At 55.7% G+C, this 17,219-nt stretch carries 15 protein-coding genes; 11 read left to right on the forward strand and 4 right to left on the reverse strand.

What is annotated here, in order from left to right; translation table 11 throughout:
* Positions 1 to 92: 92 nt before the first annotated feature.
* Complete coding sequence (fumC, locus tag ACAW75_RS20465; RefSeq protein ID WP_370730615.1) at positions 93 to 1,493, reverse strand: class II fumarate hydratase; 1,401 nt, start codon at positions 1,491 to 1,493, stop codon at positions 93 to 95.
* A gap of 187 nt (positions 1,494 to 1,680) precedes the next feature.
* Here fumC and ACAW75_RS20470 point away from each other — a divergent pair, with 187 nt between their 5' ends.
* Positions 1,681 to 2,121 (forward strand): Xre family toxin-antitoxin system antitoxin, encoded by a 441-nt coding sequence (locus tag ACAW75_RS20470; RefSeq protein ID WP_370730616.1) that lies wholly within the window; start codon positions 1,681 to 1,683, stop codon positions 2,119 to 2,121.
* A 36-nt stretch (positions 2,122 to 2,157) separates the two neighbouring features.
* The gene (locus tag ACAW75_RS20475) at positions 2,158 to 2,646 is read left to right on the forward strand and encodes an RES family NAD+ phosphorylase (RefSeq protein WP_370730617.1); all 489 of its coding nucleotides are present in this window, start codon (positions 2,158 to 2,160) and stop codon (positions 2,644 to 2,646) included.
* 2 nt (positions 2,647 to 2,648) lie between these two features.
* Here the strand turns inward: ACAW75_RS20475 and ACAW75_RS20480 are convergent, their stop codons facing one another.
* Positions 2,649 to 4,043 carry a M24 family metallopeptidase gene (locus ACAW75_RS20480; protein WP_370730618.1) on the reverse strand — a complete coding sequence of 465 codons (1,395 nt, stop codon included), beginning with the start codon at positions 4,041 to 4,043 and terminating at the stop codon, positions 2,649 to 2,651.
* Positions 4,044 to 4,279: 236 nt separating this feature from the next.
* Here ACAW75_RS20480 and ACAW75_RS20485 point away from each other — a divergent pair, with 236 nt between their 5' ends.
* On the forward strand, positions 4,280 to 4,906 hold the full coding sequence (locus tag ACAW75_RS20485) for a CAP domain-containing protein (RefSeq protein WP_370730619.1): 627 nt from the start codon (positions 4,280 to 4,282) through the stop codon (positions 4,904 to 4,906).
* A gap of 507 nt (positions 4,907 to 5,413) precedes the next feature.
* Here ACAW75_RS20485 and pgl read toward each other — a convergent pair.
* On the reverse strand, positions 5,414 to 6,133 hold the full coding sequence (gene pgl, locus ACAW75_RS20490) for a 6-phosphogluconolactonase (protein ID WP_370730620.1): 720 nt from the start codon (positions 6,131 to 6,133) through the stop codon (positions 5,414 to 5,416).
* A gap of 118 nt (positions 6,134 to 6,251) precedes the next feature.
* A complete protein-coding gene (gene zwf / locus ACAW75_RS20495) occupies positions 6,252 to 7,775 on the reverse strand; it encodes a glucose-6-phosphate dehydrogenase (RefSeq protein WP_370730621.1) in 1,524 nt (507 codons plus the stop codon).
* A 217-nt stretch (positions 7,776 to 7,992) separates the two neighbouring features.
* Here zwf and ACAW75_RS20500 point away from each other — a divergent pair, with 217 nt between their 5' ends.
* The 8 genes from ACAW75_RS20500 to ACAW75_RS20535 all read left to right on the forward strand — a co-directional run bounded on the left by ACAW75_RS20500 (position 7,993) and on the right by ACAW75_RS20535 (position 17,012).
* A complete protein-coding gene (locus ACAW75_RS20500; RefSeq protein ID WP_370730622.1) occupies positions 7,993 to 8,943 on the forward strand; it encodes a threonine ammonia-lyase in 951 nt (316 codons plus the stop codon).
* A 9-nt stretch (positions 8,944 to 8,952) separates the two neighbouring features.
* Positions 8,953 to 9,543, forward strand: a complete 591-nt coding sequence (locus ACAW75_RS20505; protein WP_370730623.1) for an RNA polymerase sigma factor — start codon at positions 8,953 to 8,955, stop codon at positions 9,541 to 9,543.
* Positions 9,544 to 9,574: 31 nt separating this feature from the next.
* Positions 9,575 to 9,898 (forward strand): hypothetical protein, encoded by a 324-nt coding sequence (locus tag ACAW75_RS20510; RefSeq protein ID WP_370730624.1) that lies wholly within the window; start codon positions 9,575 to 9,577, stop codon positions 9,896 to 9,898.
* Positions 9,877 to 10,425, forward strand: a complete 549-nt coding sequence (locus ACAW75_RS20515) for a periplasmic heavy metal sensor (RefSeq protein WP_370730625.1) — start codon at positions 9,877 to 9,879, stop codon at positions 10,423 to 10,425. Before ACAW75_RS20510 ends, ACAW75_RS20515 begins: the two co-directional genes overlap by 22 nt.
* 44 nt (positions 10,426 to 10,469) lie before the next feature.
* Positions 10,470 to 11,264 (forward strand): YHYH protein, encoded by a 795-nt coding sequence (locus ACAW75_RS20520; RefSeq protein ID WP_370730626.1) that lies wholly within the window; start codon positions 10,470 to 10,472, stop codon positions 11,262 to 11,264.
* Positions 11,236 to 11,835 (forward strand): toxin-antitoxin system YwqK family antitoxin, encoded by a 600-nt coding sequence (locus ACAW75_RS20525; RefSeq protein ID WP_370730627.1) that lies wholly within the window; start codon positions 11,236 to 11,238, stop codon positions 11,833 to 11,835. The genes ACAW75_RS20520 and ACAW75_RS20525 overlap by 29 nt, the downstream gene beginning before the upstream one ends.
* Positions 11,804 to 12,475 (forward strand): SCO family protein, encoded by a 672-nt coding sequence (locus ACAW75_RS20530; RefSeq protein ID WP_370730628.1) that lies wholly within the window; start codon positions 11,804 to 11,806, stop codon positions 12,473 to 12,475. Before ACAW75_RS20525 ends, ACAW75_RS20530 begins: the two co-directional genes overlap by 32 nt.
* Before the next feature lie 382 nt (positions 12,476 to 12,857).
* Entirely contained in the window at positions 12,858 to 17,012 is a 4,155-nt protein-coding gene (locus ACAW75_RS20535; protein WP_370730629.1) for a cellulose binding domain-containing protein, read from the forward strand.
* Positions 17,013 to 17,219 lie beyond the last annotated feature (207 nt).

The following is a 17,219-nucleotide window of genomic DNA, read 5'->3' on the forward strand; positions in this document are numbered from 1 at the left end:
GCGCTTTAAGCTCTATCATTTTTCCGGTTGTGAGCATGAATGAAAATCTTAAAACGCACAGTTGATTCGACCATGCGCTTTAAGGGGTTCTCTTACTTCACATCACCGACCATGTCGCCGGGCACGACCCACTGGTCGAACTCGTCGGGGGTGAGGTAGCCGAGCGATACGGCGGTTTCTTTCAGGGTCGAGCCATTTTTGTGGGCGGTCTGGGCAATTTCGGCGGCCTTGTAGTAGCCGATTTTTGTGTTGAGCGCCGTTACCAGCATCAGCGAATTCTGCACGTGCTTCTCGATGTTCGCTTCGATGGGACGAATGCCTTCGGCGCACTTGTCGTTGAACGACACACACACATCGCCGATCAGGCGGGCCGAGTGCAGGAAATTGAAGATCATCACCGGCTTGAACACGTTCAATTCAAAGTGGCCATTCATGCCGCCGATGTTAATCGCTACGTCGTTGCCCATCACCTGCGCCGCCACCATCGTCATGGCTTCGCACTGCGTGGGGTTCACCTTACCCGGCATGATGCTGCTGCCCGGTTCGTTGTCGGGGATAAACAGCTCGCCAATGCCCGCCCGCGGACCACTCGACAGCATGCGCACGTCGTTGCCAATCTTCATCAGGCTGGCGGCAACGGTTTTCAAGGCACCGTGGGCTTCCACAATGGCATCATGCGCGGCCAGGGCCTCAAATTTATTCTCGGCCGTCACGAAGGGCAAACCCGTCAGATTGGCAATGTGCCTGGCTACATTTTCCGAGTAGTTCGGGGGCGTGTTGATGCCGGTTCCCACGGCCGTTCCGCCCAGGGCCAGTTCGCTCAGGTGCGCCAATGAATTATTGATCGCCCGGAGGCCGTGGTCGAGTTGCGACACGTACCCGGAGAACTCCTGCCCTACTGTCAGCGGGGTAGCGTCCATGAAGTGGGTACGTCCGATCTTCACTACGTGCATAAACTCCTTCGCCTTGGCGTCGAGCGTATCACGCAGCTTTTTAATACCCGGGATCGTCACCTCGACCAGCGCCTGATAGGCCGCAATGTGCATGGCCGTCGGGAAGGTGTCGTTACTGCTTTGCGACTTGTTGACGTCGTCGTTCGGGTGAATGGCTTTCTTCTCGTCGAGCAGTGAACCGCCGTTGAGCACGTGGGCGCGGTAAGCCACCACTTCGTTGACGTTCATGTTGCTCTGCGTACCTGAACCCGTTTGCCACACCACCAGCGGAAACTGATCGGCCAGTTCACCCGCCAGGATTTCGTCGCAGACACGGGCAATCAGCTCACATTTTTCCTGTGACAATACACCGGCGTCGAGGTTCGTCAGGGCGGCGGCTTTCTTCAGCACGGCAAATGCCCGAATGATCTCGCGCGGCATGCGGTTGATGTCCTGCGCAATTTTGAAGTTTTCAATCGAGCGCTGCGTCTGCGCGCCCCAGTACACGTTGGCTGGTACCTGCACCTGGCCCATCGTGTCTTTTTCTATCCGGAACTCCATTGATTAAAGAGTGAAAGAGTGAATGAGTGAAAGAGCGGCCAGGACGATGCATTAGGATGCTGGAAGCCTTGTCAGTCTTTCACGTGTTGTACGCCGCAAAGGTACTACGCAGGCAAAAAGCGTTATAAAGAATTATTACCTTTGTCGAGGTGTTATCAAATGACAGTAGTAAAACTATCAAACTCCCATGCAGGTATCGATTCGTAAGATCATTGAAGGATTGGGTGGTGACCAGCTTATCAAACGGGCAGTTCGACATGATTTTGACCTCATGGAAATTGTGAAAGAAGGTATTCCAATGGAGTCTGCCGCTTTTTTGCAAAGTAGTTTTGGCTTTACCAATAAGCAGATGAGCCATATTCTGGCCATTTCTGAAAGTACCTACCAGCGCCGGATCCGAGCAAAAGCAAGATTGACATCGGACGAGACGGAAAAAGCAATTTCGTTATCCGAGTTGTACGCCAAAGGTGTCGACGTGTTCAGAAACCAGCCTGATTTCGAGCGTTGGCTTCAAACCAAAATACCCGCAATGAACAATCAGCGGCCTACCGACATGCTCCACTCGATGATTGGTCGCCAATACGTAATGGACGAGTTGAACCGAATTCTTCATGGCGTTTTTTCTTGATAGACCAGAAAAAGAACGAAGGCCCAAACTCTCCTTATGCTTCACAAACGCGTTATGGGGGAGGTGCTTTACTCTATGATACTGTACCGGATGGCTGATGACCGTTACGCGTCTGATTTGACTGGCACAGGTGGGTTATTTACTCCGGGGCGTTGGAATCGGCGCGGAACACCACTTGTCTATCTGGCGGATCATGTTTCACTAGCCATGATTGAAGTACTGGCTCATTCCCCCGGTTTGCCAATTGGCCGGATGCTGGCCACAGTCGAGGTGCCTGCTAAAGCGACAATAAAGCCGGTTGACGCCGCCGACTTGCCGACCGATTGGCGGAGTTGGCCTTACCTGGACCAGTTGGCCGACCTAACGGAACAGTGGCTTGCCGAACGAACACATTGGATCATGCGCGTTCCTTCGGCCATAGCGCCCAGTGAGTTTATCTACCTGCTCAATCCACTACACCCTGACCATCAGACGCTCAAGCTGGTCAGCATTGAACCCCATTTGTTCGATCCCCGATTGAAATAAGCCTACCGAACGTACCCAAGGGTTCGGGGGATGGTATAGATCTCGGTCTGGCGGCCGTCGATGTAGCGGAATTTTTGCCCGTCGAAAAAGCCGTCTTCTTCCAGCATGATACGCACTATTTTCTTCCATTCCGGGATCTCAACGGCGGCGTTCAGTTCGATAGAATAGGCGGTGTTGGCCTGCAACGGGTAATCGCCGGGACCGGGAACGCCTTTCTGCTGATCCCAGAGACCGATGGTGGGTCCGGCGGCGTGGCCGTGCACACCAATCGGGTGTGAATAAATGGTGCCTTTGATGCCTTCCTTCGCTGCCTGGTCCAGCGCCGACAGCAACAGTTGATTGCCCGTTTTACCCGCCACAAACTGCTCAGTCAGAATATCCTGTAGCCGATTCCCTTTCTGAAAGGCCGTTCGGATGCTTTCCGGCACGCTGGTTTCGCCGGGGCGCAGTACGTACGCGTGCTGCTGCTGATCAGTGTTGAGCCGCAGGTACGTTATGCCAAAGTCGACATGCAGCAGATCGCCCGCCTGAATCACTTCTTTGTCCGGGCGTTTCGAGAAGGTCCGCAGGTGATTGAACTCATTCGAGTCGGCGCGCTGCACATCAACGGTCGGATGAAACCAGGTAGCCAGGCCCAGGTTGGTAATGCGCTGACGGAACCACCACACCACATCGTCGGTCGTGGTCACACCCGGCTGAATCACCTGCTCCGATAGCCCTTCCTGAATAATCTGGTGCGACAGTCGGCAGATCATCGGGTAGAGCGCCATCTCTTTCCGGGTACGCGTCTCCAGCCAGCCAACGGCCAGTTTCTCGGCCGAAACAATGCGTTTCTGGTACTCAGCGGGCAATTTCTCCAGGAATTCCGTCTGCTCAGTGGCTGTCAACCCATCAGCGTGGGCGTAGTTGGTCGAGCGGTTCAGCCCAATCTTCTTTGGTTTGCGTTCGGCAATAATGGCCGCCAGCGCATCCCACTGATTGGGCCGCACATCGATATCCCACGCTCCTTTCAGTAACGTACCTACGTCGTAGCGGGCAATGGCCAGTTTCTCAACCGCATCGGCGGGGGTACGGCCATCCGACCGTCCCTCTTTCTCGCCCCGATCGAAAAATACCATGATCGTTCGCCGCCGGGCTGAGAGCCAGGTCGAAGGTAGCATCGTTTTCAGCACGGGATCTTCGTTGTATTCGCGCGAGATGATCACCCACATGTCGATGCCTTCACGCCGCATCAGTTGGGGCAGCAGGTTCGTAAATCGATCTTCCAGTACATCGTCGATCTGTTTGGCCCGGTCGCGCTCCGACAAAACCAGCGACGGGGCCGTTGTACCGACTGATTGTGCGTACAGCGACGGAAGGGTGAACAGGGCAATGAGAAGCAGTACAGTGGAGCGCATACGAGTGGGGAAAATACGGGAGGCAATATAACGATGGGCCGCGGCTCCACCATACCGTAAGGAGGTCCACTTAGCTAGAACCTGAAACTTCCCTCTGAAATTTAATACGCCTGTAGCTAACTCGTAACCAGAGCGATACCGGTCCAATCGGATAACCTACTCCAGCGACCAGTATTCAGCCAGATACCAGCCATCCTTGTTGACCGTTCTACAATCGAACACATAAACATCTATACATGAAAAAGTCGTATGGTTTAGGGGTATTGATCGCCCTGTTCGGCATGGCCGCCTGCCAATCAGATAACGTGCCGGATCCTGCTCAGCATCAGGTTCCGGTGGCTACGTCATCGACGAGTATTGCCAGCGAAGGGGCATCGGCCAGCTCATCGGGCCTAGTAACGGGGTCGATCGAGGTAAAGCCGTCTGGCGCCCGCGCAGCATCGGCGGCCATGCAACAGGAAATTCTAACGTACCTGAACGCCGCCCGCTCCAGGTCGTGTCTGTGCGGAAGTACCACCTACGCGCCCGCCCCGGCGCTGGCCCTGAACACGAAGCTGAATACGGCCTCTGATAAGTTTGCGCTCGATCTGGCTACCTACAATTACTTCAGCCACACCGGCCGCGACGGGTCACAGCCCTGGGACCGGATGACGCGCGAAGGGTACAGCTGGCGTACAGCCGGTGAAAACATCGCCGCCGGTTACACCACCGCCCGCACCGTAGTAGATGGCTGGCTGAAATCGCCCGGCCACTGCGCCAACATCATGAATCCGGCGTTTAAAGAAGTGGGCGTTGGTTACGCCTACAGCGCCACGAGTACGTACAAATATTACTGGGTCAACGACTTCGGCACCCAGCGGTAGGAAGGATTTCATCACAGAGCAGTACGACGTCTCGGCATGGAGGGTCACAGAGAACACAGAGGTCAAGAGCTAGAGCAGGCCAACAGGTACAACCCCGTCAGGAGTGATGTGTTAATAACGTGAGTTATGGATGGGGTCTGGATAGTATCGCTTCGCGAGTCGTGCCCTTTGACTCGAGAAGCAACTACTTAACTACCGGATAGTTAACGATGGCCTTATCCATAACTCACGTTAATAGAAAAATTGCTTTCTCATCAACGATCTAGCCCCGTCAGGGGCGACATGTTTAAGGAGTCTTTGCCACATGTCGCCCCTGACGGGGCTAGATCTGTATCGGGTCTGCTTAGCGCTATGGACATGACACCCCTGCCGGGGTTGCGAGGCATAAAATTATAGGTAGAGCAATAACTTCTTACGGGCCAACTAATGCCAACTAAATGGCAAAGCACCGCTGCGCACTCCGTGGCCATTACCGCCGAAACGTCGGACCGGTCTGTGGTAAAATCCTTACAGTTTCGCGGCAGCGGCTTTATCTATAAACCAGATCAGCTCACCGTTTTCTGGTTTAATCCGTTGTGCTGGGTACGTATCGGGTTGGTACGTGCCGTGCAACACCTCCTCAAGCGCATCGGCTTTGTTGGCCCCGGCCACCAGGAACAGCACCGCTGCGGCCTTGTTCACGACTGGCGCGGTCAGTGTCAGGCGGAACATATCCTGCTGGGTGAGAAAGAAGGCTTTCGTCCAGGCCTGGTCTTCATTCACGACTTCGGTTCCGGGAAATAGCGAGAGCGTGTGCCCGTCATCGCCCATGCCAAGTAGCACCAGATCGAAGGTGTGGGCGTGGCCGTCGAAATACGTATGCAGCAGTTTATCGTACTCAGCCATCGACGCCGCGGGTGGCACGTCTGTTTGCATCACGTGGATATGATCGTGAGGTACCGGTACGTGGTCCAGCAACGTATCGAAGGCCATACGGGCGTTGTTCTTCTCGTCGGTCAGCGGCACGAACCGTTCGTCGCCCCAGAACACATGCACCCGGCTCCAGTCGATCCGGTCGCGGAGGGGTGGTTTGGCCAGTAGTTCGTGGAGCGCTTTGGGCGTACTGCCACCCGATAACGCGATTGTGAATCGGTCGCGCTGCTCCAGCATACGCTCGGCGTAATCGGTGATCCACTCGGCCGCTTTCTGAGCCAGATCAGCGGGATTGTCGGTGAGGGTGATGGTCATAGCGCGTTGTAAGTCAAAAAAGGCAATAGTCGTATGTCGATAGTCACCCTGCTTTGAAACACATCGCGCTATAGCTGCGCGACCATCGACGTGCGACTATTGCCTTCTTCCGACTTCTTTATTCATTCATCCAGCTAAATCCGTTTTTCTCGATCATGGCGGTCGACTGGTCGGGGCCCCACGAGCCAGGCTCATAAATTGGCATGGCGGCAGGGTCGGTTTGGGCCGCCCACTGGTCGAGGATCGGCATGACGATCTGCCAGGCTTCATCGACCTGATCGGCGCGCATAAACAAGGTGGCATCGCCCGCCATGACGTCGAGCAGCAGTGTTTCGTAGGCCTCAGGCTGTTGCTCGGTGAACGAGGTGTTGTAGTTGAATTCCATCTCGACCGGATCGAGCGCGAGCGTTTGGCCCGGCCGTTTCGCCTGGAACCGCAGGCGGATGTTCATATCCGGCTGAATACTGATGATCAGGCAGTTATGCTGCCACGATTTGGCGGCTTCTCCCGGAAACGCGTAATGCGGAGCGGGACGGAACTGCACCGTGATGACCGATGATTTTTCGGCCAGGTGTTTGCCCGTCCGCACGTAGAAGGGGGTTCCCTCCCACCGCCAGTTATCGCAGAAAAACGTAACGGCGGCAAACGTTTCGGTCATCGAATCGGGTTGTACGCCTTCTTCATCGCGATACGCGGGTGTGGGCTTTCGGGACGCCGAACCGCCGTCCTTTTGACCCGCACCATACTGGGCACGAACGGCAACCTGATCGACCTGATCGGGCGCAATGCGGCGTATAGCGTGCAGCACGTCTACTTTTTTGTTTCGGATCTCGTCGGCTTCAAACGAGGTAGGTGGCTCCATGGCTACCATGCACAGCAATTGCAGCAGGTGGTTCTGGATCATATCGCGCAGGGCCCCCGACTGTTCGTAATAGCCACCCCGCCCTTCGAGGCCCACCGTTTCGGCGGCCGTCAGCTGCACGTATTCGACATAGTTGTGATTCCAGAGCGGCTCGAACAGGGTGTTGGCGAACCGAAGCGCCAGCAGGTTCTGCACAGTTTCCTTGCCGAGATAATGGTCGATCCGGTAAATCTGCTCTTCGGCAAAATGGCTCAGCAGCAGGGCATTCAGCTCACGGGCGCTTTTCAGGTCGTGCCCAAACGGTTTTTCAACCACGATACGTACCCGATTCGTATCACCGCAGAAATCAAGCTGGCTCAGGTTCGTGGCAATGCCCGGTACCAGTTGCGGTGCCACCGACATATAGAAGATGATGTTGGCTGGTCCACCCCAATCGGCTTCGCGGGCTTTGACCCGGTCGCCGATCAGGTGATACGCCGCGGCATCGCCGCCGTCCATTTGCAGGTAGCCAACCCGGGGCGAGAACGTAGCCCACTGGTTTTCCGGCCCATTCTTCCGGCGGGAAAACTCGTCGATCCCTTCCAGCAGCCGTTCGCGGTAGCTATCGTCGGTATAGGCCGTCCGACCAATACCGACGACCTCGAACTGCTCGGGCATGTAGCCGTCGAGGAAAAGATTATAGAGGGCGGGCGTGAGCTTGCGGAAGTTGAGATCGCCGCTTCCGCCGAAGATAAACAGTAACGTGGCGGGTGGCCGCGTAGGAGTTACATTAGATGTCATGGTTGTATAGTAAAGCGGCGTTTGAGCTGACCAGGAAATTTTTACAAGATGAACAGGATTTTGAGGCTACAGTTCCGTTCTGCCACCCTGCTTGCCTGGCGAAACAGGTCAGACAATAGGCCGTCTGTGCTTAGAATACTGGTCAATACGTACAGCTAAAACGCCAACCGGGGGGCAATTTGTTAGATTTGGGCCGGAAACACAACCTATTCTCCCGATGCTTACCCTGCAAACCCTGCGCGACGCCCACGATCGTATTCGTCCATACATTCACCGCACCCCTTGCCTCACCAATCAAACCATTGACCAGATGGTCGGCGCGTCGATCGTTTTCAAGTGCGAAAATTTCCAGAAAATTGGCGCCTTCAAAGCGCGTGGCGGCATGAATGCAGCGCTGCAACTTCCTGATAAGGAGCGGCTAAACGGCATAGCTACCCACTCATCGGGCAATCACGGGCAGGCCGTAGCGTTTGCGGCCCGGCAACTAGGCCTACCCGCCTATGTGGTGATGCCCCGTACAGCTCCACAGGTGAAAAAGGACGCCGTTCGCGGGTATGGAGCGGATGTGATTGAATGTGAACCTACACTCGCGGCCCGCGAAGCCACGGTAGCCGACGTCATTGCCCGCACAGGGGCCACGCTGATTCACCCCTACGATGACGACCAGGTCATTGCCGGCCAAAGCACCGCCACCATTGAGCTCATTGAGGATAATCCCACTGGTAAACCATTCGACGTGATCCTGGCCCCCGTTGGTGGTGGCGGGCTCATCAGTGGAACGGCCCTGGCTACGCAGTTGCTCTCGCCCACAACGCACGTAACTGGTGCCGAACCTGAAGGGGCCGCCGATGCGATTCTGTCGCTGCAAAGTGGGCAGGTTGAAAAAGCGCCGTATATCCAGACAATTGCCGACGGCCTGATGGCGACGCTTAGCGAACGCACCCTGGGCTACATTCGCCAGTATGTGCATGAGATCAAGCTCGCCAGCGATGCTGAGATCAGGGCGGCACAACGGCTAGTATGGGAACGCATGAAGATCATCATCGAACCCTCGTGCGCAGTACCGCTAGCCGTCGTACTTAAGTATAAAAATGATTTTTCCGGTCAGCATATCGGTATTATTCTGACCGGTGGTAACGTAGATTTGGGCACGTATTTCACTGAGTAGCCTAGCCACATGCCCGACCCGTCCGATCTGCTGCACTTACTGACTGCTATCGGACAGGGTGACGACACTGCTTTCAGAACGTTATATGACCTTACCAAAGGGCGCGTATACAACACCGCCCTGGGGTACGTTCGTAACCGGGAAGATGCCGAAGAAATCACCCAGGATGTGTATGTAGAGGCGTTTCGGTCGCTGGGTACGTTCCATCGTGAAGCGGGCGTAACGACCTGGCTGTATCGGATCACCGTGAACAAATCGCTCGACTTTTTGAAACACCGGCAGCGGCAGAAACGGTTTGCCTTCCTCACAAACCTGTTCCATCCACAGACTGGTGCTATTGTCCACGACCCCGCCGACGAGGTGCATCCGGGCGTTGCGCTTGAGCAGCAGGAAAACGCCCGGATGCTCTTCCAGGCCATTGATAAACTGGCCGACAAGCAAAAAACCGCCTACATCCTGACCCGCATTGAGGGACTGAGCAATGGGGAAGCGGCCGCCGTACTGGCTATTTCCGTGGGCGCTGTTGAATCGCTGTTGCAGCGCGCTAACGCCACCTTAAAAAAACAACTGGCCGACTGGTATAAATCGAACAACCCGTAGGAATACGGAACGCCCGTCGTCTAACCCCCATATGGAGCCTGAAAAAGATAACTGGATTACCAATGTACTGGGCAGCCTCGACGGATTGAAACGGTCGGAGCCCAGCCCTTTTCTGTTTGCCAGGATCCAGACCCGCCTGTCGGTCAGCGCATCAGGTGCTGTGGTTCCCAGGCGGCTTGTCTGGTTGGCAGCGGCTTCATTTGCCGGGCTGGCCCTGCTCAACTGGCAGCTCGTCACGGACAGGCGCGAACCGGCACAAACCGGTAAGAGCAATCTGAACGTGGTCATTACCGACATGAACCTATCTCCTGCGAACAATCAACTTTATGACGTATGGAGCGGACAAAACTACTGACCATCGCTGTCGTCGGCTTACTTCTGCTCAACCTGGTGACCCTTTGTGTTCTGGTCGTCCGACCTGAGAATCGCCCTTTCCTGAACCGCCCGCCCGATCGTCCTGAACCGGAAGGCCCGGCTCGCATCATTGTCGAGCGACTCCATCTCGATCCGCAACAGCAGCAACAGTATCAGGAACTGGTGCAGGCTCACCGGAAACAGATGCGGGGGCTAACCGCAGAGTCGGTAACTTTGGTGCAGGCCTATTATCAGTTATTGGAAGCTGACCAACCCAATAGATTACTGGCCGATTCGCTTAACCAGCAGATTGCGCGGAATCAGCGGGGACAGGCACAACTGAATTTTGCCCATTTCAGGGCTATAAAAGCCCTGTGCAGACCCGATCAGCGGGCAGACTTCAAGCAGTTGATTGGCGACCTGAGCCAGCTGTTTGGCCGTCAGCCACAGGCGCCTGACCGAAACAGCCCACCAGGGCCCGGCAGGCCACCGGAAGGTCGGGCCGGAAATTTTCCGCCCCGCCCGTAGGAATGATTGCCTGATGCCGTCTAAGGTAAAAACGGACTACCACCATGAATCAATTCCAGCAAGTAATGCGTTCAGGCGCGCTCACAGTAACGGTTGGGCTCCTGCTTAGTGCGGCCTGCAAGCAACCAACTGATACCACCGTAGCGCCCACAGGCACAACCAGCACGTCAATTGCTGTTGGTACCGATGTTCCTGCTGTCTACAAAAAGATCTATGGCGCCACCGACATCTATGTAGAAGGAACCACTATCGTGATCAAGACCAAAGGCCGACCCGATCACAAGAGCCCTTATTACCAGGGCACGCAGTGGGAAAGCACCCTGTATGAAGCCTACAACGGAACGAATGCGAAATACGCCACCAACCCGAATCGGATCAGTGAGTTTAACCTGACGTTCAAGATTCCGATGAACCCCGCCGTCGATGCGGCCCATGCCGAAACGCCCCTGGGGCCCATTGGCGTTTCACTGAATGGCGTTCCGTTCTTCAACCAGTATGCGGCCCAACGGGCAGTGCTCACCAATGAGATAAACGGGTTCGACCAGTACGCTGGCCATCCCCAGCAGCAGGGACAGTATCATTACCACGTTGAACCAACGTACCTGACGAAGGCAAAAGGAAAAGACGCCCTGCTCGGCTTTCTGCTCGACGGTTTTCCGGTGTATGGTCCATCGGAAAATGGCAAGACCATTACCAATGCCGATCTGGACAAATACCACGGCCACACCAGCGCTACGGCCGATTATCCAACCGGTATCTATCATTACCACATCACCGCCGAAGACCCTTACCTGAATGGCAGCGGATTTTATGGCAAAGCTGGCACCATTACGCAGTAGCTTCCGCTATTGGCTGCTTCTGGCCTTACTGCCTGGCTGTCAAGGCAATAGGCAGAAACTCATAGCTATACCAGCCAGGTACGTATCGACCGACGTACCTGGCTGGCAACAACGCGCCGGTACCTTGTGGCTAAACGATTCCTTGTTCAGCGGCTGGCAGTTTCAGACAAGCCCCACCGGCGACACCTTATTTTGCGGCAGTTTTCTGAACGGTAAAGCGGAAGGTGTGCATCGCCAGTGGTATGCGTCAGGGCAGCTGAAGGAGGAACGCCGGTATCGTACTGGCTGGCAGGAAGGCGAACAGCGCGGCTGGCACGAGTCGGGAAAGCGGGCCTTCATTTGTCAGTTCAAAAACGATGTCTACGAAGGAACTCGAACCGAATGGTATGCCAATGGTAAACCAGCGCTGGCAGGCCACTACCACGAAGGTCAGGAGACCGGCCTGCAACGGCAATGGTTCGATACTGGTACGCTGAAAGTCAATTACGAAGTCAGGAATGGCCGGCATTATGGCTTTACCGGCGTTAAAAACTGTGTCAATGTCTGGGATTCGATCACTGTTACGCATTAGTGTCGCCGGTGCGCTGGCCGTAGGAGCAATTGCCTGCCGCGAATACACAGGTACGTCGGCAGACGAGTCGGTACCGTATTACAACTCGCCGGATTTTACACCACTGTGGCCCGCTACTTCATCGGAAGTCGCTCAGAAAATCACGCACCGCATTGCCGATTTTTCGTTCAGGAATCAGGCGAATCAGCTCGTAACGCAGGAAACGGTAGCGGGGAAAATTCACGTCGCCAGTTTCTTTTTCACGTCCTGCCCAACGGTCTGCCCCAAAATGACCGCGCTGCTTAAAGCCGTTCAGGATACGTTTCAGACAGAGCCAAAGGTAGCGCTCCTTTCATTCAGCGTCACGCCCTGGATCGATTCGGTGCCACGCCTCCAACGATATGCAACGAGTAAGGGCGTAGTTCCTGGTAAATGGCACCTGCTGACCGGAAACCGCAGTCAGATTTATGCCCTCGCCCGTCAGTCTTATTTTGCCGAAGAGGCCATTGGCTTCACCAAAGATTCCACCGAGTTCCTCCATACCGAGCACCTGCTTCTGGTAGATCAGCATCGCCGTATCCGCGGGGTCTATAACGGTACTCAGCCGCTCGACATTGACAAACTGATTGCTGACATCAGGGCGCTTTTATCGGTTGAGTAGGCAACGCACCTGAGTCAGGGCTTTGTCTAGTGTTAAAAACTGCTTCGCGCTTGTGGCCCTGAGCCTGTCGGGGATCGCAACGGCGCACCGGCCTAGTCGGGGACGCCTAGTCGAAGGGCCACAAGCGCGAAGCAATTTTGACACGACAACTTAGTATGTTCCCGTTGTGAAAGCTTCTGGCTTCTGAGCCCGGCAATCACTTTCCGTTACCTTATCCTGAATACAGTCAGAAAGAGGGAAGAATCATCAGAAGATAACAATCTGCTAATACCATATAGATTATGGATATAGTAGCTTTGTCACTGAAAAACTTATACCAACTTTCATGACTTCATCTCTACAGCGAGCTATTTACGCTTGGCTCGGGCTGCTTATGCTTTGCATGGCACCAACTTGGGTAAGGGCACAAGCGCCTACCGACCTGTTCTTCTCCGAATACATTGAGGGCACCAGCAATAACAAAGCCCTTGAAATTTACAACGGCACCAGTGCGCCGGTAAACCTGGCTACCGGACAGTACATCATCCGGGTATATTACAACGGGGCCACCACCAGCACGAATATCACCTTAACGGGGACTATCGCGGCCGGGGGCACGTTCGTGATCGCCAACCCATCGGCAGTCGCAAGCGTTACGGCAGTGTCGCAGCAGCGGAGCGCCACCATCAACTTCAATGGCAACGACGCCATTGAACTGCGGAAAGGCGGAGCGACAGGCACACTCCTCGACGTCATCGGGCAGGTAGGCACAGACCCGGGCACCCGCTGGGGAACCAGCCCCACCTCAACGCTGGATAACACCCTGCGCCGGAAAGCTGCCTTTTGTTCGGGCGACATCAACCCGGCCGATGCCTTTAACCCGGCGACAGAATGGGACGGTTTTGCCACGGATACCTTCAACGGACTCGGTACACACGCTGTCAGTTGTGGTGGGGGCACGCCAACGCTGCCTTCGGTATCCATCGTAGCCACTGATGCCAACGGCGCAGAAGCAGGGGCCGATCCGATCGTGTTCACCTTGTCCCGGTCAGGCAGCACAACGGCAGATTTGACGGTTAACTATTCCATTGGCGGCACCGCCACCAACGGCACCGATTATACCCCTGCGTTGAGCGGTGTAGCAACGATTCCAGCCGGACAGCCGTCGATCACGATTACCCTCACGCCGGTAGACGACGCGGTCATTGATGCCAGCGAAACGGTCATCCTGACCATTACGGCCAATGCAGCGTACAGCATCGGTTCGGCAACAGCCACGGGCCTTATCGCTGATGATGAGATTACGCCCAGCCAGCGCATCCATGACATTCAGGGGGCGGCGCATATCTCTCCGCTACTGGGCCAAACGGTTAACAACGTACCTGGCATCGTGACGGGCCTGCGCACCAACGGTTTCTACATGCAGGACCCGAACCCCGACGCCGACGACCGCACCTCGGAAGGTATTTTCGTGTTCACCAGCACGGCTCCCACGGTTGCCGTAGGTACGTCGGTGCTGGTTAGCGGCACCATTGCCGAGTTCCGCTCGGGTGGTAGCGCGGGCACAAACAACCTAACCGTCACCCAGATTCAGACCCCAACGGTTGTTACCATTTCAACGGGGAATACCCTGCCAGCAGCTACGCTCCTGGGCAATGGTGGCCGCACGATTCCAAACACGATCATCGAAGACCAGACGGGCAACGTAGAAACAGGCGGCCTGGCGTTTGATCCGGCTACGGACGGCATCGATTTTTACGAGAGCCTGGAAGCCATGCTGGTGCAGATCAATAACCCATTGGCGGTTAGTCCAACGGCGCAGTCGGGCGCGGCGGCTGGTGAGCTTTGGGTCGTAGCTGACAACGGAGCCAACGCCACGATCAAGTCGGCGCGCGGTGGTGTTATCGTCAGTGCCAACGATTTCAATCCCGAGCGTATTCAACTCGACGATACGGTTCTGAACCCGCCAAGCAACGGTTTCCTGACCCCATCGGTGAACGTTGGCGCTCAGTTAGGTACGGCGACGGGCATTGTAAACTGGGTGGCTGATAATTTTGAAGTGTTACTCACGTCGGTGCCAACGGTAATCTCGAACGGACTGACTAAAGAAGTGACCTCACTGGGTGCTACGGCTACGCAGTTAACGGTGTCGACCTTCAACGTGGAGAACCTGGCCCCGAGCGACCCCAGCGCCAAGTTCACCAACCTGGCCAACCGCATTGTCACCAACCTGAAAACGCCCGACATTTTATTGCTGGAAGAAATTCAGGATAACAACGGCGCCACCAACGACGCCGTTGTGGATGCCAACGTGACGTTTGGTCTGCTCATCAACGCCATTACCAGCGCGGGTGGCCCAACGTATCAGTACCGCCAGATCAACCCGGTCGATGATCAGGATGGTGGCCAGGCGGGCGGTAACATTCGGGTGGGCTTCCTGTTCAATCCGAACCGGGTCTCGTTCGTTGATCGCCCCGGTGGCACATCGACGGCCGCCACAACCGTCAGCAACGTGAATGGCGCGCCGCAGTTGTCGTTCAACCCTGGCCGAGTTGATCCAACCAACCCCGCTTTTGCCAATAACGACGGGTCAGGACCAGCCAGCAACAGCCGCAAGCCACTGGCAGGTGAGTTTATGTTCAATGGCCAGAAGGTGTTTGTCATCGGCAATCACTTCAGCTCAAAAATTCCGGACGACATCCTGTTCGGCGTCAACCAGCCGGCTACACTCTTCAGCGAACCGCAACGTCGCGATCAGGCTACGGTCGTTCGCAACTTCGTGCAGAGCATCCTGGCTATCGATCCGAACGCAAACGTTGTTGTCCTGGGCGACCTCAACGACTTCGAGTTCTCGGCGCCAGTGAACATTCTGAAAGGCGCGCCGCTGAACGCACTGATCGAAACGCTGCCTGCCAACGAGCGCTACACCTATAACTTCGAAGGCAACTCGCAGACAATTGACCACATCCTGGTCAGCAACAACCTGCTGGGCAAGCTGGATCAGTACGATGTCGTGCATATCAACGCTGAATTCGTTGATCCGGACAGCGACCATGACCCAAGCGTGGCCCGTTTCACACTGGCTACCCCTTTGGTTATTTCGGCCTATGCCACCCCTTCGCAACTGCTGACCACGGGTACCACGACGTTATCAGCTACAGTATCTGGGGGCACCACGCCGTACAGCTATACCTTTACCGGGCCGGGTACGATCACGCCCAATGGCAATACAGCTACGGTTTCAGGCATTCCAGCCGGTGTGCAAACCTTCACCGTTGCGGCAAGTGACGCCACAATGCCACGCAGTCAAACCATCTCGACTACGGTTAGCGTAACGGTAACCGCCATCCAGCTTCAGGTGCTACACCGCGACGTTGACAATTACGCCAATAACAACGCCATTCAGCCCGTCATCCAGCTCATTAATCAGGGCACAACGGCCTTATCGCTGGCTCCGCTGACGTTACGCTACTACCTGACCTTTGAAAACCTGACCCAACAGCCAAACCTGTCGGTCACCTATGCGCAACTGGGTTCGTCAAACGTTCGCGTGCGTTACGTACCACTAGCCCAGCCTCGTCAGGGCGCTTTTGGCTACGTGGAATACAGCTTTACGCAGGGGGCAGGCAGTCTGGCACCAGGCGCTAACTCAGGGGCTATTCAGGGTTATTTCACAAAAGCTGATTATTCGGGCCTGAATGAACTGGACGACTACTCATACGCCACCGTGCGCGACCAGCTAGTTGCCAATCCACGCATCACTGCCTACTACGATGGCGTGCTGATCGCTGGTCAGGAGCCGGGAACGGTAACGCCTGTTCGGCAGATTCGGGCGCTCACCGAAAGCAAGAACGGCCCCTCGGCCACGCAGATCAACACGTACCTGCAATTACAGAACGAGGGTAACCTGCCAGTGAACTACAGCGACCTGAAAGTTCGCTACTACTTCACCGCCGACGGCCCTCAGCCATTGAACGTCGAACTAGACTACGCCGCGCTGGGTACGTCGAACGTGCGGACGCAGATCGTCCGCCTGAATACACCGTTGGCCAACGCGGATACGTACCTGGAATTGAGCTTTGCCAACCTGGGGCAGTTCGCCCCGCTGAGCAACACAGGCCTTATCCGGTATCGCATCAGCAAGACCGATGGTCGCTTCAATCAGGCCAACGATTATTCGTACCAGGAACGTCCCGAGAATTTGACGCAGAACGTCCGCGTGGTAGTGTATGTAGGGCAGGAGATCGTGTGGGGGCAAGAGCCGGGGGCTAATGGCCGTCGGTCTGTCGAAGCCGAACCAATGCCTGAGCTGACCGTCCGCCTGCTGGGCAATCCGGTTCAGGGCGACGCTCAGGTAGAAGTCACAGGAGCACTGGGGCAACCGCTTCAGTACGTATTGACCGATCTGAGCGGCCGCACCATCGTAGAGCGTCAGGTTGAACAGGCGAGTGCCGTAGACAACCAGAAGTTTAAACTGGGTAACCAGCCAGCCGGTCTGTTACTACTCCGCGTGAACACACCGACGCAAGCGAAAACCGTGAAGATCATTCAACACTAGATTAAATTGATCGATAACAAAAGAGGGGCCACTGGATATCCAGTGGCCCCTCTTTTGTTGTAATGTTTTATTTCGCGCTGGTGCGGATTGCCGACGCCTAGTCGAAGGGCCACAAGCGCGAAGCGCTTACCGTTGTCGCTTGCCTGTGGCAAGCGACAACGGTAAGCCTCTCGAAGGGACCGGGACGCGGAGCCTACCTCGCGAAGC

The organism is Fibrella arboris (assembly GCF_041321095.1).
GTDB classification, from domain to species: domain Bacteria; phylum Bacteroidota; class Bacteroidia; order Cytophagales; family Spirosomataceae; genus Fibrella; species Fibrella arboris.

What these genes read in the sequence shown, in the direction of transcription:
- fumC (WP_370730615.1), bottom strand. Translation starts at nt 1,493, where the DNA reads ATGGAGTTCCGGATAGAAAAAGACACGATGGGCCAGGTGCAGGTACCA.
- ACAW75_RS20470 (WP_370730616.1), top strand. Translation starts at nt 1,681, where the DNA reads ATGCAGGTATCGATTCGTAAGATCATTGAAGGATTGGGTGGTGACCAG.
- ACAW75_RS20475 (WP_370730617.1), top strand. Translation starts at nt 2,158, where the DNA reads ATGCTTCACAAACGCGTTATGGGGGAGGTGCTTTACTCTATGATACTG.
- ACAW75_RS20480 (WP_370730618.1), bottom strand. Translation starts at nt 4,043, where the DNA reads ATGCGCTCCACTGTACTGCTTCTCATTGCCCTGTTCACCCTTCCGTCG.
- ACAW75_RS20485 (WP_370730619.1), top strand. Translation starts at nt 4,280, where the DNA reads ATGAAAAAGTCGTATGGTTTAGGGGTATTGATCGCCCTGTTCGGCATG.
- pgl (WP_370730620.1), bottom strand. Translation starts at nt 6,133, where the DNA reads ATGACCATCACCCTCACCGACAATCCCGCTGATCTGGCTCAGAAAGCG.
- zwf (WP_370730621.1), bottom strand. Translation starts at nt 7,775, where the DNA reads ATGACATCTAATGTAACTCCTACGCGGCCACCCGCCACGTTACTGTTT.
- ACAW75_RS20500 (WP_370730622.1), top strand. Translation starts at nt 7,993, where the DNA reads ATGCTTACCCTGCAAACCCTGCGCGACGCCCACGATCGTATTCGTCCA.
- ACAW75_RS20505 (WP_370730623.1), top strand. Translation starts at nt 8,953, where the DNA reads ATGCCCGACCCGTCCGATCTGCTGCACTTACTGACTGCTATCGGACAG.
- ACAW75_RS20510 (WP_370730624.1), top strand. Translation starts at nt 9,575, where the DNA reads ATGGAGCCTGAAAAAGATAACTGGATTACCAATGTACTGGGCAGCCTC.
- ACAW75_RS20515 (WP_370730625.1), top strand. Translation starts at nt 9,877, where the DNA reads ATGGAGCGGACAAAACTACTGACCATCGCTGTCGTCGGCTTACTTCTG.
- ACAW75_RS20520 (WP_370730626.1), top strand. Translation starts at nt 10,470, where the DNA reads ATGAATCAATTCCAGCAAGTAATGCGTTCAGGCGCGCTCACAGTAACG.
- ACAW75_RS20525 (WP_370730627.1), top strand. Translation starts at nt 11,236, where the DNA reads ATGGCAAAGCTGGCACCATTACGCAGTAGCTTCCGCTATTGGCTGCTT.
- ACAW75_RS20530 (WP_370730628.1), top strand. Translation starts at nt 11,804, where the DNA reads ATGTCTGGGATTCGATCACTGTTACGCATTAGTGTCGCCGGTGCGCTG.
- ACAW75_RS20535 (WP_370730629.1), top strand. Translation starts at nt 12,858, where the DNA reads ATGGCACCAACTTGGGTAAGGGCACAAGCGCCTACCGACCTGTTCTTC.